Source organism: Neptuniibacter sp., assembly GCF_024231755.1.
Classification (GTDB): Bacteria; Pseudomonadota; Gammaproteobacteria; order Pseudomonadales; family Balneatricaceae; genus Neptuniibacter.
In genome coordinates, this window is sequence record NZ_JAAEQH010000107.1 from 1 (window position 1) to 19,383 (window position 19,383).

Annotated in this window: 1 protein-coding gene (only partly in view); it reads left to right on the forward strand. The window is 42.7% G+C overall.

What is annotated here, in order from left to right:
* The coding region annotated (locus GY843_RS05595) for an SBBP repeat-containing protein (RefSeq protein WP_297307368.1) crosses the window boundary (this coding region is incomplete at both ends): on the forward strand, positions 1-19,383 show 19,383 of its 42,330 nt. 22,947 nt of the annotated region lie beyond the right edge of the window.

Below are 19,383 nucleotides of genomic sequence, written 5' to 3' on the forward strand. Positions count from 1 at the left end.
GACGGCGGGGCAGAAAGCGCGGGAGATTGTGAAGGTGAAGATGTATTCATCTCGGTATTTAACTCATCTGGTACCTGGCAATGGGCCAAGAGATTAGGTGGGGTATTTTATGATGCAGGCCATAGCATCACCACTGACGCAAATAATAACATTATCGTAACAGGATATGTTGATGGCAACGCGGATATGAATGGTGATGGAGATTTCACTGACGGCGGGGCAGAAAGCGCGACAGGTTATGGAGATGATGATGTATTCATCTCGGTATTTAACTCATCCGGTACCTGGCAATGGGCCAAGAGATTAGGTGGGACATTTTATGATGCAGGCTATGGCATCACCGCTGACGCAAATAACAACATCATCGTAACAGGATATGTTGATGGCAACGCGGATATGAATGGTGATGGAGATTTCACAGACGGCGGGGCAGAAAGCGCGACAGGTTATGGAAGTTATGATGTATTCATCTCGGTATTTAACTCATCCGGTACCTGGCAATGGGCCAAGAGATTAGGCGGGATAGATTGGGATGAAGGCTATGGCATCACCGCTGACGCAAATAACAACATCATCGTAATAGGAAATGTTGATGGCAACGCGGATATGAATGGTGATGGAGATTTCACTGACGGCGGGGCAGAAAGCGCGACAGGCTATGGAAGCAGTGATGTATTCATCGTTAAATTTAATTCCATAGGTACCGACATTGCCAATATCACTCAAGGGAATCGTTCTGAAGATATTATTTATAACGGCGGAACTTTAGTAGATGCGACGACTTATTATTGGAGAATAAAATTCTGGGATCAGCTCGGAGCAGAGGGTGTATGGAGTGCAGGAAGCGGTGCGAATTTCTTTGAGACGGATTATTCTCCGCCGACAGGCTATTCAGTTGAGATAGATCAGGATTATATTAATGCCTCAAATGAAACCGCAGGTTCTTTTACTTTCACTGATGCTGAGATAGATGCGACCTATAATTATAGCTTTGCGGCTAAAGAAATATTGGGAGATAACTGGACGACTATAGGGACTACTGGTACGGGTGATGACCAGTTTAACAGTCCTCAAGGGATGGCTAGTGATGATACACATATATATGTTGTTGATAGTAACAATGCTCGTATTGTAAAAAGGTTAAAGAGCAACTTAAGTTATGTTTCAAAAATAGGTTCTGCAGGATCCGGTGATGATCAGTTTTCTATGCCTCAGGGCATAGCAGTTGATGATACACATATATATGTGGCTGATGGTTGGAATGACCGTATTGTCAAAAGATTAAAAAGTGATTTAAGCTATGTTGCACAGGTGGGGACTAATGGTTCCGGTGATGATCAGTTTAGCCAACCTAGTGATGTAGCCGTAGATGATACACATATCTATGTTGTTGATGGTGGTAATGCTCGCATAGTAAAAAGACTAAAGAGCAACTTAAGCTATGTTTCACAGATAGGTAGTTATGGAACCGGTGATGACCAGTTTGATTTTCCTGCAGGCATAGCCGTAGATGATACATATATCTATGTGGCTGATACCGATAATCACCGTATTGTAAAAAGATTAAAGAGCAATTTAAGTTATGACTCACAGATAGGTGGGTGGGGTTCTGGCAATGACCAATTTCGGTATCCTTTTAGTATAGCCGTAGATGATAGTTATATATATATTGTTGATGGCGCTAACTCTCGTATTGTAAAAAGACTAAAGAGTAATTTAAGCTATGTTTCCAAGGTAGGTACTAATGGCACAGGCAGCGGAGAATTTGACAATCCTTCATATGTTACGGCTGATGATACTGATATCTATGTCTCTGATAGCTGGAATAACCGTATTGTAAAATGTGATTCAGGAGAAGGCATAAAGGCAGGAACAGTAAGTGATAGCGGAACAGTTGTTTCAACAGGTCAACAAATTAGTAATATTAACCTGTCTAGTCTTGATGATGGAGAGCTGGTTCTAACAGTGTATCTTACAGATGACGCTAGTAATCAGGGCGCTGATGTTCAGGATACAGTAGATAAGGATACCGTAGCACCGACTAATGTAGCATGTGACGAACCAGCAAATAGCACAACGATAGTTTCTGTAGATCCGAACCTGATAGCTTTAATTGCTGATGACGGGTTTGGAACAGGGTTGGCAGCTACTGCGTATTCTTTTGAATTAGACACAGTAAATACTTTTGATTCAGGAAGCCTGCAACAATCAAACTGGCAGGCAGGAAATACCTGGCAGCCTGCAACTCTTACCAAAGGGAATAATTATTATTGGAGAGTGAAGGTAAGAGATGCTACTAGCAATGAATCTGCATTTTGCGGACATACTGTTGATACCTTAGGCTTCGGGACTTTTTATATTACACAAACACCAACTGCACCGACAACTCTTTATACCAATGATACTGATGCGCAGTCAGGAGATAACAATCCAAGCGGAATCTTACCAACAACTCCGCATTTTTCAGCTGTATACAATGATCCGGATGCATCCGATACTGCGGTAAATTATTGGATACAGGCAGATGATGATCAGGATTTTAGCAGTCCAATTTGGGATGCAAGCGATATAGGAGTGTTGTTAAACTCTTTACGCTTAGGCGGTGCGGATTATGATACAGGATATAGTATTACCAGTGATTCTTCAGGAAATATTCTGGTTACAGGAAATGTAATCGGAGCCTGTGATTTAAATGGCAATGGAACAACCACAGATACAGATGAACCTGGCGGCGGAATATTTGGAGAAACTGATATTTTTATCTCTAAATTCAATTCCTCAGGGACAAATCTTTGGTATAAGCGTTTAGGTGGAACAGATTATGACTATAGTAATGATATAGCTAGCGATTCTTCCGGCAATGTAATGATTACAGGACGTACAGAAGGAGCAGTTGATTTAAACGGCAATGGAAATACTACAGATGCTGGCGAACCCGGCGGGGGGATATTAGGAAGTTATGATATTTTTATTAGTGTATTTAATTCCAGCGGTACAAATCTCTGGTATAAGCGTTTAGGTGGAACCAGCGGCGACTTTGGTACTGGTATAGCTAGCGATTTATCAGGGAATGTTATGGTTACAGGAGAAGTGGCCAACGGAGCAGTTGATTTAAATGGCAATGGTAATAAAACAGATACAGACGAACCTGGCGGCGGAATATTTTTAAACACTGATATTTTCGTTACAGTATTTAATTCCAGCGGTACAAATCTCTGGTATAAGAGGTTGGGCGGGACATCCCATGAGGAGGGTAATGCCATAGCCAGCGATACATCAGGCAATGTTTTGGTTACGGGGACAATAAACGGTGCGGGTGATTTAAACGGCAATGGCACAATTACAGATACAGATGAACCTGGCGGTGGAGTATACGGAAGCCGGGATATTTTTATTAGTGTGTTTAATTCCAGTGGTACAAATCTCTGGTATGATCGTTTAGGCGGTTCCGATTATAATTGGAGCACTAGTATAGCCAGTGATTCTTCAGGAAATGTTATGGTTACGGGACAAATATCTAATGCCAGTGATTTAAATGGAGATGGGGATACCGGAGATACCGATGAAGCGAGTGGCGGAATATTTGGCGGTTATGATGTCTTTGTCAGTGTGTTTAATTCCAGTGGCACAAATCTCTGGTATAAGAGGTTAGGTGGTACCGGTGGTGATGTTGGGGAAGGCATAGCCAGTGATTCTTCAGGCAATATTTTGGTTACAGGAAGGATCGAAGGGGCTGGTGATTTAAACGGGGACGGTGATACATCAGATACAAATGAAGTAGGTGGCGGAATATTTGATAACTATGATGTTTTTATCACTGTATTTAATTCTAGCGGTACAAATTTGTGGAATAAGAGATTGGGTGGGCAAGATTATGATTATGGTAGAGGCATCACCAGCGATCCGGCAGGTAATATTTTGGTGATAGGATCTGTAGAGGGAGCCGGTGATTTGAACGGAGATGCTGATACCGGTGATACCAATGAAACGGGTGGTGGAATATTTGGAAATAGTGACATTTTCGTTTGTAAATTTAATGAAGTCGGGACCAGTATTGCTGATATTAGCCAAGGGGCGCGTTCCGAAGATATTATTTATAATGGTGATACATTAAGTGAAGGAACAACTTATTACTGGCGGATTAAATTCTGGGATCAGCCTGGAGCAGAGGGTGTATGGAGCGCAGGAAGCGGTGCGAATTATTTTGAAACGAATACTACCCCAACCGCGCCGACAACTCTTTACAGTAACGATACTGATGCACAGTCAGGAACAAACAATCCAACTAACTTAGGTTCTGCTAATCCGCATTTTTCGGCATTATATAATGACTCAGATGCGGGAGATATTGCGGTAAATTACCGTATTCAGGTAGATAACGATCAGGATTTCTCTAGTCCGATATGGGATGGAAGTGACATGTGCCAGCCACTTTGGGCTCTAAGGTTGGGCGGAACAAACTACGATTCGATATTTAGTATTGCTCTAGATCCAAATGGTAACTTTGCTCTTACAGGAAGAGCCCAAGGTGATGCCGATCTATCAGGAGATGGAGATACAGATGATCCAGGGGAAGACGGAACCGGCTTCTCAGGTAGCAATGACATGATTGTTACTGTATTTGATTCTTCTCACAGCTACAAGTGGTCTAAGAGATTAGGTGCGGGTAGTTGGGATTGGGCTGAAAAAGGTGTTATGGATAGCGCAGGCAATGTTACCATTACAGGCGGAGTAAATAATGATGCTGACTTAACCGGAGACGGAGACTGGGATGATGATGGTGAAGCTGACGGAGGAATATACGGTGGTTATGATGCAGTTATTACTGCATTTAATTCATCCGGTACTAGCATCTGGTCTAAGAGATTAGGAGCATCTAGTAGTGATTCCGGAGGTGCCATTACCACAGACTCCAACGATAATATCATTGCTTCAGGATATGTCACGGGTACCGCTGACTTAAACGGTGATGGAGATACAGGTGATACTGCTGAGGATGCAACAGGTTATGGCGGACGCGATATATTTATCACTGCATTTAATAACTCCGGTACCCATCAGTGGGCGATGAGATTAGGCGGTTCAAGTAATGATCAGACGCGGACCATCATCACGGACAATAATTATAATATCATTGCTACAGGACGCGTTATTGGCGATGCCGACTTAAGTAACGATCAGGATACTGATGAAACAGGTGAGACTGCTGGCGGAATTCATGGAGGCGAAGATGTATTTATCACTGTATTTAATGAAGCCGGTACCACCCACCAGTGGTCTAAGCGATTGGGTGGAGCAAACAGTGATTACGGATATGATGTTGCTGCAGATAGTAGTGATAATGTTATCATAACTGGAAGAGTTAATGGTGACGCTGACTTAAACGGTGATGGAGATACAGGGGATACAGATGAACTAAACACAAATTATGGAGGCGATGATATTTTCATCTCTGTATTTAATTCATCCGGTACCCACCAGTGGTCGATGAGATTAGGCGGAACAAATAACGATGCGGGACATGCCATTGCTGTAGATAATAATAACGATAATATTATCCTAAGTGGATATGTAAATGGCGATGCTGATTTAAATGGCGATGCCGATACAAATGATATGGCTGAAAGCGCAACAGGTTATGGAGGTAATGATATATTTATCTCTATATTTGACTCAAGTGGTACTCATCTTTGGGCTAAGAGATTTGGCGGAACAGGTACTGATGACGGATGGAGTATGATTTGCGATGAGAACAATAATATCCTCTTTGGAGGAGTAATTAGAGGTAATGTCGATCTAAACGGTGATGGCGATACAAGTGATACGGCTGAGAATGGCACAGGCTATGCCAATGACGATATATTAGTTGTTCAATTCAACTCATTTGGTAATAACATTGCTAATATTACTGAAAGCAATCGTTCCGAAGATATTATTTATAACGGCGGTACTTTAGTTGATGCAACTACATATTATTGGAGAATAAAATTTTATGATGATTCAGGTGCAGCCGGAACTTGGTCAGCTGGTTCAGGAACTAATTTCTATACCACTGATTATGGTGCACCAACGAATGTGGGATGTTCTATGCCGGGTGATTCATCTTCAAGCATCGCGATAGGCACAGCATTAACTGCTCTTGTTGCGGTAGATTCAGGAATTGGGATGCATACTGATCCATACTCATTTGAAATAGATACAGCGTCTACTTTTGACTCAGGTAATTTGCAGCAGTCAGGATGGGTTGCTTCGAATGCTTGGTATCCCATAACTTTATCTGAAAACATTACGTATTATTGGAGAGTAAAGGCCAGAGATGCCAACGGTAATGAATCTGTGTTCTGCGGACATACCGCAGATACGTCCGGATACGGTACATTCTCAACTAGCAATGCTCCAACCGCGCCGACAGTTCTTTATACCAATAATACTGACGCGCAGTCTAGTGCTGCAAATCCGAGCTTTATTGCTCCGGCAACACCGCATTTCTCTGCGATCTATAATGATCCGGATGGCTCAGATATTGCCACAGGTTATCGTATCCAGGTAGATAATGACCAGGATTTCTCTAGTCCAGCTTGGGACGCGAGTGATTTAGCGCAGTTTATGTGGGGAGAAAGATTAGGCGCAGCTAGTGGTGATTATGGAACATGTATTACCAGTGATAGCATTGGCCGGATAATTGTCGGTGGATATGTTGCTGGTACTGCAGATTTAAATGGTGATGGTGATACAGTTGATACAGCGGAAAGTAATTCCGGTTATGGTGGAACTGATTGGTTTATTTCTGTGTTCGATCAGTTTGGCGTGCATCAATGGTCAAAGAGACTAGGATCAGGAAATGATGATTATGCGCGGGCGATTGCTACCGATAATAACGATAATATTATTATTACCGGAAGAGTTACCGGTAATGCCGATGTGAATGGCGATGGAGATTCCGTTGACGGCGGAGCAGAGGATGCTAGTAATTATGGTTCGCGTGATGCGGTTGTTACGGTATTTAATTCATCTGGGGTTTGGCAGTGGGCGGAAAGATTAGGTGGTGCGGAATCAGATTATTCATATGGAGTAGCTACGGATAATAATAATAATGTGATTATCACCGGGAGAGTTACAAACGGAGCTGATCTAAACGGGGATGAAGATAAAGTTGATACAGATGAGGCCAGTGGATACGGAGCAGGAGATGCGTTTATTGCGGCGTTTAATTCATCTGGGGTTTGGCAATGGTCGGAAAGACTAGGAGGAACAAGTAATGAATACGGCCGCGGTATAGCTGCGGATAATAATAACAATGTTTATGTGTCCGGATTTACTACAGGTGATTGTGATTTTAGCGGTGATGGAGATTTGCTTGATGGCGGAGAAACTACAGGCGGTATTTATTCCGGAGAAGACGGATTTGTTACAGCGTTTAATTCTTCCGGGACTTATCAGTGGTCTAAGAGATTCGGAGCAGCTAATGGCGATAACGGATTTGGCATCAATACAGACGGCAATAATAATGTAATTGTTACCGGGACGGTTAACGGTAGCGCTGATTTAGATGGTGATGGAAGTATTGGAGGTACGTATCCGGAAGACGCGACAAATTATACTGGTAATGACGCAATTATAATTGTATTTAATTCATCTGGAACATATCAATGGGCAAAGAGGTTGGGAGGGGCTGGTTTAGATTTCGGCTATGCTATTACTTCCGACAATAGTAATAATGTTATACTTACGGGACGCATTACCGGAGGTGTTGATTTAAATGGCGATGAGGATTCGACTGATGGCGGGGCAGAAAGTGCAACGGGCTATGGAAATGATGATATATTCATTTCGGCATTTAACTCATCGGGCACAGCTCTTTGGGCCAGCAGAATGGGTGCAGGAGGAAATGATTATGGTCGTGCTATTGCTACAGATATCTACAATAATGTTTTAGTTGCGGCTGATGTTAATGGCGATGCTGATGTTAATGGCGATGGTGATACAACTGATGGAGGCGCAGAGGATTCAACGGGATATGGTAGCCAGGACGCGATATATGTAAAATTCAGCGCGCAGTCTGCAGACATGGCGAATGTGAATCAGGGAAATCGCTGTGCAGATATTGTTTATAACGGTAGTAGCTTAGCTGAAGGTACTACTTATTATTGGAGAATGAAATTTATTGATCAGGGTCAAGTCGAAGGCGCGTGGTCAGCCGGAGCTGGTGCTAATTATTTTGAAACAAATACTACGCCAACCGCGCCGACAACTCTTTATACAAATGATACGGATGCGCAATCGGGCACAAATAATCCTACAGATATTTCTGTATTAACTCCGCATTTTTCGGCATTATATAATGACTCAGATGCGGGAGATATTGCTGTAAATTATCGGGTTCAGGTAGATAATGATCAGGATTTTAGCAGTACGGTTTGGGATGGAAGTGATATTGGTGTGTTCCTTCATGCGAAGAGATTAGGCGGGTCAAGTGCGGATAAGGGCTATAGCATTACTAGCGATACAAATAACAACATCATCGTAACAGGATGTGTTTTCGGCAATGCGGATTTAAATGGTGATGGTGATTCCAGTGACGGTGGGGCAGAGGATGCAACAGGCTATGGGAATTATGATGTATTCATCTCGGTATTCAACTCCTCCGGCACCTGGCAATGGGCCAAGCGATTAGGCGGGACAGGATCTGATTATGGATACGGGATTGCGACTGATGATAGCGATAACATTATTGTAACAGGATATGTTGATGGCAACGCGGATATGAATGGCGATGGCGATTCTGTTGACGGTGGGGCAGAGGATGCAACAGGCTATGGGAATTATGATGTATTCATCTCGGTGTTTAATTCTTCCGGAGTATGGCAATGGGCCAAGCGATTAGGCGGGACAAGTGTGGATGAGGGCCATAGCATTACTAGCGATACAAATAATAACATCATCATAACAGGATATGTTGATGGCAACGCGGATATGAATGGCGATGGCGATTCTGTTGATGGCGGGGCAGAAAGCGCGACAGGCTATGGATCGCATGATGTATTCATCTCGGTGTTTAATTCTTCCGGAGTATGGCAATGGGCCAAGCGATTAGGCGGTACAAGTTGGGATTGCGGCTATGGTATCACCAGCGACTCAAACAACAACATCATCGTCACAGGACGTGTTGATGTTGATGGCAACGCGGATATGAATGGCGATGGAGATTCTGTTGACGGCGGGGCAGAGGATGCAACAGGTTATGGAATGTATGATATATTCATCTCGGTGTTTAATTCTTCCGGAGTATGGCAATGGGCCAAGAGATTAGGCGGTACAAGTGTGGATGAGGGCCATAGCATTACTAGTGATACAAACAACAACATCATCGTAACAGGAAATGTTAGAGACAACGCGGATATGAATGGCGATGGAGATTCTGTTGACGGCGGGGCAGAGGATGCAACAGGCTATGGAAATGGAGATATATTCATCTCGGTATTCAACTCCTCCGGCACCTGGCAATGGGCCAAGCGATTAGGCGGGACAAGTTATGATGCGGGCCATAGCATTACTAGCGATACAAACAACAATATAATCGTAACAGGACGTGTTAATGGTAATGTGGATGTGAACGGCGATGGTGATTCCAGTGACGGCGGGGCAGAAAGCGCGACAGGTTATGGAATGTATGACCCCTTTATTTCAACATTCAACTCCTCCGGCACCTGGCAATGGGCCAAGAGATTAGGCGGGACAGGTGCGGATGAGGGCCATAGCATTACTAGCGATACAAACAACAACATCATCGTCACAGGATATGTTGTGGGGAATGCGGATATGAATGGCGATGGTGATTCCCTTGACGGCGGGGCAGAGGATGCAACAGGCTATGGAGATTATGATGCATTCTTTGTTAAGTTTAATGCAATAGGTAATGATATTGCTAATATAAACCAGGGGAATCGTTCCGAAGATATTATTTATAACGGCGGAACTTTAGTTGATACAACGACATATTACTGGAGAATAAAATTTTATGACCAGGCCGGAGCTGCCGGAACATGGTCAGCTGGATCAGGTACAAATTTTTATACTACATCATATTTGCCTGGGAATACCTGGACTAATGCTGATGGTGCTGATAATAATTGGTCTACTCCAGACAACTGGAATGACGGAACTGTGCCGCTTGCCGGAGAAGATGTGTATTTTAATTCAGGGTATACTGACGATTGTACGGCAGATACGGTTAATAATAATCTAGGATCAATAACAGTAGAAACCGGATATCCGGGTACGGTAACCTTCCAGACTAATGCTGTAGCTTCGGGCATGAGTTTGACCCTTACCGGAGATCTTACGGTTAACGGTGGAGATATTATTTTAGAAGGGGATACTGGTTTTGGTGCCGAAGGACAGGGATACACAATTAACGCGGCTAATATTGATATTGGAGTAAACGGAACTATAAGTGTAAAGGGAGAAGGTTTTGGCGAGGGGGCTGGTCCCGGAGATGGTAAGGGCGGTGGAAGTGGTAATCCATCGGGAGCAGGATACGGTGGGCAAGGAGGAGATCATGGCGATGTCGGCGGCGGTGAAACATACGGCTCAACTATAGCACCTACTTCTTTAGGAAGTGGTGGAGAAGATCATTATGGTGCCGGCGGTGCAGGTGGTGGCGCAGTTGTATTAGTTGCAACAGGAACTGTGACTGTTGATGGAACGATTGATGCCGACGGTAATAATGGGGTGGATAATACAGGCGGTACCAGCGGCTCAGGTGGTTCCGGCGGAAGTGTTTATATAACGTGTAATACTTTTACCGGAGCTGCGACCGGTGCGATTAGTGCAGATGGCGGGCGTCCCGGAAAAACTGATGGAAATGGTTCAAATGGTGGTGGCGGTGGAAGAATAGCTGTTATTTATACTACAGATACTTATAGCGGTGCAATTGAAGCTTTTGGGACTGATGCTGGAAATGGGAGAAGTGCGCCTGGAACTATTTATAAGAAAGCCGCATCGCAGTCAAACGGCGATGTGATTGTTGATAATGATAACAATGAATCAGATAGAAGGAACTTACGCGCAACAAGATTGAGCGATATTTCAGATACCGCAACTCACACTTTCGATAATGTCATTTTACAAAATGAAGGCAATCTTGAAATTACTTCTCTTCAGACTCTTACTGTTACAGCAACTACGGTTAATAATGGAGTGGGAGACACAACAGGAACTATTACCAATAATGGTACCTTATCTTTGCCAGCAACTTACACTCTGGCAGGATACATCCTTAATAATAACAATAGCGCAACATTACAAAACCTCACTGACTTAACCATAGGAACAAACGGAAAACTCTCGCATTCTCCTAACCACTCTACTGAACTCTATAAACTAGATATTTCCTTAACCAACTTAACCGTAAATGCTGATGGAGATGTTTCAGTCGATTACAAAGGCTATAGAGAATGGTCGGGTCCGGGATGGGGGGATAAGAGTGGTAATAATGCCGGTGGCGGTGCTGGATATGGCGGCCAGGGTGAGCCAACGAATGATGGTATAGGTGCTGCGTATGGTTCTGTTTTGAGTCCAGATAATATTGGAAGTGGCGGAGCCAGCAATTATGGCGGTGGTGGTCTTGGCGGTGGTGCAGCTAAGCTTACCATTAGTGGAACATTGCTACTTAATGGTGATATTCTTGCAAGAGGAAGATATGCTCCTGATGGTTCTGGAGGTGCTGGTGGTGGTGGTGGAAGTGGCGGAAGTATTTGGATTATTACCGATACCATAAGTGGAAGCGGTACAATTAATGCCAGTGGTGGTGGTTCATATGACGGCGGCGGTGGTGGTGGTGGAAGAGTGAAGATTGAGTATTCAACTGACAGCCATTCTGCTCTACTTACTTCAACCCTTGTCTCACAAGGTGAATCAGGTGCGAGTGCCGGAACAATTGTACTTCGTGATACTGATACTCAAACTTATGGCGACTTATACATAGCTGATAATGATTATGGTAATCTCGATATTCCAATTTCTTCAACTAACTTTACTGGTACCCCTGCAATTTTAACCTTAGATTCAATTACAATCTCAAATGATGCTAATGTTACTATACCCGGTAATGTTGAACTAATATCCTTAAATGATATTGATATTGGTACTTCATCTTCAGGCACAGATACCGCACGGATTGTTGTTGAGGGAAATTATGAATATGCACCGAATCCGGGGACTGGTGTTTTTGATGATTTTGATGATAATTCGCTGGATGCAGGATGGAGTACTCATGATGCTGATGGGGATTCAGGTACCTCTTTTACAGAGACAGGACAACAAATAGAAATCGATGCTGGCGGCGATGATGTGTGGACATCATATGATGAATATGGGGCTATATATCAATCATTTGCAAATGATTTTGATCTTAAAGTTAAAATAGTAAGCCAGGAAAATACAAACGCTTGGGCAAAAGCAGGCATTATGGTTAGGAATGATATGGCACAAGCTGGTACATCAACTGGCTATTGTATGGTTGCAGTTACACCGGGAAATGATTTTTCATTCCAGTATGACAGCAATGACGATGGAAATCTTGATACCAACACAGAAGTAGGAACTACAACATATCCTTGCTGGTTAAGATTAGTAAAATCCGGAACTACTTTTACAGCTTACTATGCAACGAGTGTAGGTGGTAGCTGGACTCAAATAGATTCACAGGCTATTGCCAGCGCTAATGCAACTCAAGATGTAGGAATGTTTGTAACTTCTCATCTCGCAGGGACGCTAAGCCTTGTACAGTTTGATGACTTTGGCGATTGGACATGGCAAATAGCTAATGATGGCGGTTCTACTGTGAGAGCAGCAAACATTAACGTTCATGGTTCTGCGGGAAGTGGTGCATCAATCAATGCTGATATTCAGGGTTTTGAAAATGATTTAGGTGCAGGAGCCGGCGGCATGGACAGTTCTGGGCATGGTGCCGGAGCTGGATACGGGGGCGCGGGCGGAGATGCCGGAGATACCGGCGGTACCGGTACCGGTGGTTCTACATATGGGTCAGCGACTAACCCGGTTAATCTTGGTTCTGGAGGAGGTTCAGTTGAAGGTGGTACTGCGGGTGGAGCTGTATTTTTAGTTTTGGATGATACTTTGAATGTAAATGGATATTTATCCAGTAATGGTAATAACGGAGCTAATGGAGCAAGTTATGACGGTGGTGGAGCTTCAGGCGGAAGCATCCGAGCGATTGGTCAAACATTAGCTGGTGCGGGTTATATAAAAGCTAATGGTGGTGATGGCGCAGATGTATATGGTGGCGGTGGTGGCGGTGGAAGAATATTCTTGAGCTTTGGGTCTATGACTTTACCCGTAGGAAATGTAGAAGTATTGGGAGGTACCGGTGGTACCGGAGGTAATGCCGATGATGGACAACCTGGAACCAAGTCGATTTGTGAATATATTGTTTGGACTAATAATGCCGGAAATAATTTATGGAATACAGCAGGTAACTGGTCGACAGGAGCTGTGCCGACGAATTCCGATGGTGTTTTATTTAACGATGATTATTCAAGTGATGACTGTACGATAAATGCTACTGCTAACTGCAAATCTGTAGATTTTACCGGATACACCGGAACGCTCACTCATAATACAGGAATTACCTGGACAATATCAGGAGATTTAATTTTAGTTGCGGGGATGACGTATACTCCGGCAGATAATACTTCCTCGATTGTGATTAATGGAACAAGTAGTGTATATACAGGTGGACATTCAATAGGAAACTTTACGGTTAATGGTTCAGGAATAACAGTAACCTTAGAAGATGATTTTACACTGCTTGCAAATAACACGGTTGTTACTCTTACTCAGGGTACGTTGAAGACTGACGGAGCAAGTGATAATTCCGGATTAGTTCATAGCTGGGGAGAGTTTTATTCAAATAATTCTAATACAAGAACCTTGACTTTAGGTACAAGTGATATTACGATTTCCAGGCCGAGCAACTCAATTCCTTGGCAAATCGGCGGCTCTAATATGACCTTAAATGCAGGCAGCTCTACCATAACCCTTACTGGAACGGGCACAGGCTATCATGCATTTTATGGTGGAGGCAAAACCTATAATGATGTTGTGTTAGCTAATGAAGGCGGTCATAGTGTAGAGAATTCTTCTTGTGTTTTTGCCAATTTAACAGTAACTGGCTCTGTTTCAAAAACCGACAACTTTTATTTCAATAATGACCAAACTATTACAGGCACTCTTACGATAAATGGTAATTCGGCAACAAATAGAATATTAGTTCGGTCTCAAATTTTTGGCTCAGCACGAACTTTAACTGCCGCCAATGTATCAGTTTCCAATGCTGATTTCCAGGATGTGACAGGTGCCGGCGCAGGAGATTGGGATCTATCTGCGTGCGTAGGTGGCTCAGGTGATTGTCATGGTAATTCCGGCATAACCTTTACTCCAGCAGATACTATGTATTGGCATGTGGATACTGGTAATTGGTCTGATATCGGAAAATGGTTTCTGGCTACTGATGGCGGTGGTGGAGCTGGCAGAGTTCCTCTACCACAAGATAATGCAGTTTTTGATGCTAATTCTTTTGATACTAGTAGTCAAATCTTTAGCATAGATATGCCTCGCGTTGGACACGATTTAACCTTTACCGGAGTAACAAATACTCCAGCGCTAGACCCGAATGGCACTTGGCAGGTTTACGGTTCTTTAACTCTTGATTCTGGAATGACCTTACAAAGTCAAACCGGTTCTGCGCCAAGATTTTATGGAAGAGATTCTTGTACTATAACTTGTGCAGGAAAACAAATCTACAACACAGAAGTTGCTATTTATATGATTGGTGGTACATTAACTTGTCAGGATGATTATACTTTTTCAAATGGTGTGTCGTGGGAGTATACCAGTCTATACTATGGACATTTTGATGCTAACGGTAATAATGTTATAGCACAAGCTTTTATATCTGATAATTCTAATATTAGAACCTTAAGTATGGGCGAAGGTACCTGGACGATAAAAGCTTCTGGGTGGGGATTTGAACCTTGGAATTTGGGCGATACTACAAATTTAACATTTAATAAAGAAACTGCAGCTATTATAATGGACCAAGGTTCTGCTGATAAAACTTTTGCTGGTGGTGGATTAACTTATAATGATATTACAGTTAATTCTGGTACAGGTGTAACTAGTTTTACGGGTTCCAATACATTTTCTAACTTCACCATTAATGCACCCAAAACAGTTACGTTAACTGAGTCTACCACGACTACAGTTAATGGATCTTTTACTACGGTAGGTACGGCTTCTAACGGCATTACTTTAGACACAACAACCGCTGGTAACCAGGCTACATTGACTTTGAACGGGGATGATTATGTTTGCTACGTTGATGCCCACGATATTCTCGGTACCGGAACCCCGGTCCTGAATTATAACGGAACGATAGATAATTGCGTTAATTGGAGTGCGCCTAACGCTAATATCTGGATTGCTAGTGCTCCCGGAGATTGGGACACAGCTACTAACTGGTCACTAGGAACCGTGCCGAATAGTAGTGATAATGTAGTATTTGCTGATGCTTTCTCGAACAGTGATTGTACAATAGACGCTGCTGCTTGTAAATCTGTAGATTTTAGCGGTTATACCGGAACACTTACTCATAACGTTGGCATTCAGTGGAGAATATTCGGTGACTTAACCTTAGTTTCAGGTATGACTTATGCTCCTTCTGATGATTCTTGTGCAATTTCAATAGAAGGAATTAGTAATGTCTATACAGGAGGAAAGTCTTTAGGAAACTTTATGGTCAAAGGTGACGGAGCCATAGCAACTCTAATGGATAATTTTACTACCCGTGCTGCTACAACGACTGTTAGTATTGTTTTAGGCACGCTTAAGACCGATGGCACGACCGATGATTATGGCTTAACGCATACATGGGGTAAATTTTATTCCTGCGATGCCAATACAAGAGTATTAACTCTTGGGGCAAGCGAAATTACTCTCACGGGATCAAATGGCGATGTGTGGAATACTTCTAATATGACGAATATGACGTTAAACGAAGGGACTTCGATTCTAGAGTTTACCGGTTCTAGTGTAATATTTCGTTCAGTAAACGAAACCTACTATGACCTTAGATTTACTGGTGGTGGATATGTAGCAATATATAATGGACCAAATTACACAGTTACCAACCTAACTGTTACAGGTACTGCTATTAAGACTTGTAATTTTGCTACCTATGCCAGTTGGAACGTAACTGGAACGCTAACTTTGGAAGGTAATAGTGCAGTAAATAGATTATTTGTTGGATATTCAATTGATCAAACTAAAACTTTTAATGCTGCAACTGTAGTTGTGAGCAACTGTGATTTCAGAAACATCACCGGTGCAGGTGCAGGTGATTGGGATTTATCGGCTGTCACGGGCGGCTCAGGTGATTGTGGCGGTAATAGCGGTATAACTTTCACTACAGCAGATGATTGGTATTTCTATGAAAGTGGCGGCGGGACTTATAACTTCAGCGATTATACGCAATGGTATACTGCAACCGCCGGTGGTGGCGCGCAGATGGCCTCAACAAGAGTTGTGTTGCCACAAGATAATGCCTACTTCGATGCTGATAGTATAAACGGAGCAGTTACCGTTGATCAGGATATGCCGAGGATTTGTAAGACATTAGATTTTACTGGCGTAGATGCAATGACATGGGATGTTGCTCAAACCGCTACAAATGGAAGTACAACTATCTATGGCTCATTAATCTTAGATAGTAATTTATCGCTTACCTCGGCTGGCGCTGTAGCCAATCATATGATGTTTGAAGGAAGAGGTGCATTTAACTTTAATGGTGCCGGCAAAACCTTCGCAAATATTAGCATTAATATGATTGGAGGGACCTTAACCTTTACAGGCGGTTTCACCACACATAACAATAGGACATTCTCATTAAATTATGGAACATTTGATGCCGACACCTATAGCTTTACTACAGGTCAATTTAATTCCTCAAATTCAAATACACGTTCAATTCTCATGGGCTCAGGAACATGGACATTGGGTGCCGGAAATTACCCATGGGATACTGCAACTACTACAAATCTTACCTTTAATGCAGAAACATCAACAATAGTTATTTCATCACCGGCTAGCAACGGCTATGATTTTAACGGTGGCGGACTTACATTTAATGACATCATATTCAATGCAAGCGCAAACTCCAATGATATTATTGGTGCCAACACCTTTAACAACTTTACGATCACTGCACCCAAAACAGTTACGTTAACTGAGTCTACCACGACTATAGTTAATGGATCTTTTGCTACAGCAGGTACGGCTTCTAACAGCATTACTTTAGACACAACAACCGCTGGTAACCAGGCTACATTGACTTTAAACGGGGATGATTATGTTTGCTACGTTGATGCCCACGATATTCTCGGTACCGGAACCCCGGTCCTGAACTACAACGGAACAATAGATAATTGTGTTAATTGGACTGTGCCTAGTATTCATATCTGGATTGCTAGCTCAGCGGGGGATTGGGATACAGCTGCTAACTGGTCACTAGGAACCGTGCCGAGCAATAGTGATAATGTAGTATTTGCTGATGCTTTCTCGAACAGTGATTGTACAATAGACGCTGCTGCTAATTGTAAATCTGTAGATTTTAGCGGTTATACCGGAACCCTTACCCATAATGCGGGCATCACTTTGACCGTGTCCGGCGACTTGACATTGGTTTCGGGTATGACCTATGCTCCTGCTGATGATACTTGTGCAATACTTTTTGATGGTTCAACTGGAGGTAACGTAACGACTGCGGGTAAGATTCTCGGAGATGTTACTTTTAATGGAACGGGATCATGGACATTACAGGATTCTATTACTTTGCGCTCAGATAGTGATGTAGTGCTTACACAAGGAACCCTTGATACTAATAATCAAGCAGTAAATTGTAGAACCTTTGTCTCAAATAATAGTAATACTCGTACACTTACCCTTGGATCAAGCACGATTACCGTTACCGGAGGACAAGGACTCACCGGATGGGCTTGTAACGATTCTACTAATATGACCTTTAATGTCAATACTTCAACTATTATTTATGACAATGCTGTCAATACTACGCATTATTGGGGTGGCGGTAATTTAACATACAATGAAGTACAGTTGAATGTTGCTGGTAATATCCGCTTAGATTTTAATGCAGGAACATTTGCAACTTTCACCAGAACAGGGACAGCTTCAAAGACCTGCTCTTTAGAACTTATAGACAATATGACTGTAACCGGTAACCTTAATTTGGTTGGTAATTCAGCAACGGATAGGTTGTTTGTAAAGGGTAATTATATCGGCGATACTTGTACCATAACAGTGACAGGTGCGGATCTTTCCGGATGCGCTAATGTAGACTTTAGAGATATTACAATGACCCCAGCAGTGGATTTATCCGGCACTACAGGCGGCTCAGGTGACTGCGGTGGTAATACTGGTATAACATTTACCACAGCAGATGATTGGTATTGGGATACTTCGAGCTCAGGAAGCTATAATTGGTCGGATTATACGCATTGGTACACCGCAACCAATGGCGGTGGTTCACAGATGGCCTCCACCCGAGTTGTGTTACCTCAGGATAATGCTTATTTTGACGCTAATAGCATAGCAGGATCGGGAGATACTACAGTTACTGAAGATATGCCGCGTGCTTGTAAGGATTTAGATTTTACCGGGGCATCTATGTATAGATTTCAATGGTCTGGGGAATGTACTGTGTATGGTTCCGTAACATTTAATTCAAGTATCGGATTTTACTATAATACGGCAAGATTGAATCTTCAGGGCAGAGGAGCTCATACATATACCCCATCTGGTTCAGCGTATCATCCTGAGCTTCATATTCAATCAATAGGTGGTAGTTATACCTTATTGGGAGAACTTCCAGAATGTATTTATCATATGTTTGTTGATTATGGCACATTTGATGCGAATGGAAATGATGTTCATGCAAGAGATTTTTATTCTAATAATAGTAATACCCGTGCAATATATATGGGAGAGGGAACCTGGTATGTAGGTGCTTATGGTTCTGAGACGTGGAATATATCAACAACAACCAATTTAACGTTTGATGCGGAAACATCAACTTTAATTACAAGCACTGGTAACGGCTCCAGTTTTTCTGGAGGAGATTTAACGTACAATAATTTTATAATATCAGGAACCGCACAGCGAACTATTTACGGCTCCAACACCTTCAATAATTTTGTCATAAATGCTCCCAAAACAGTAAGGTTAGCTTCAGGCGCAACTACTACTGTCAATGGTGATTTTATTGCAGCAGGAACTTTCTCTAATGGT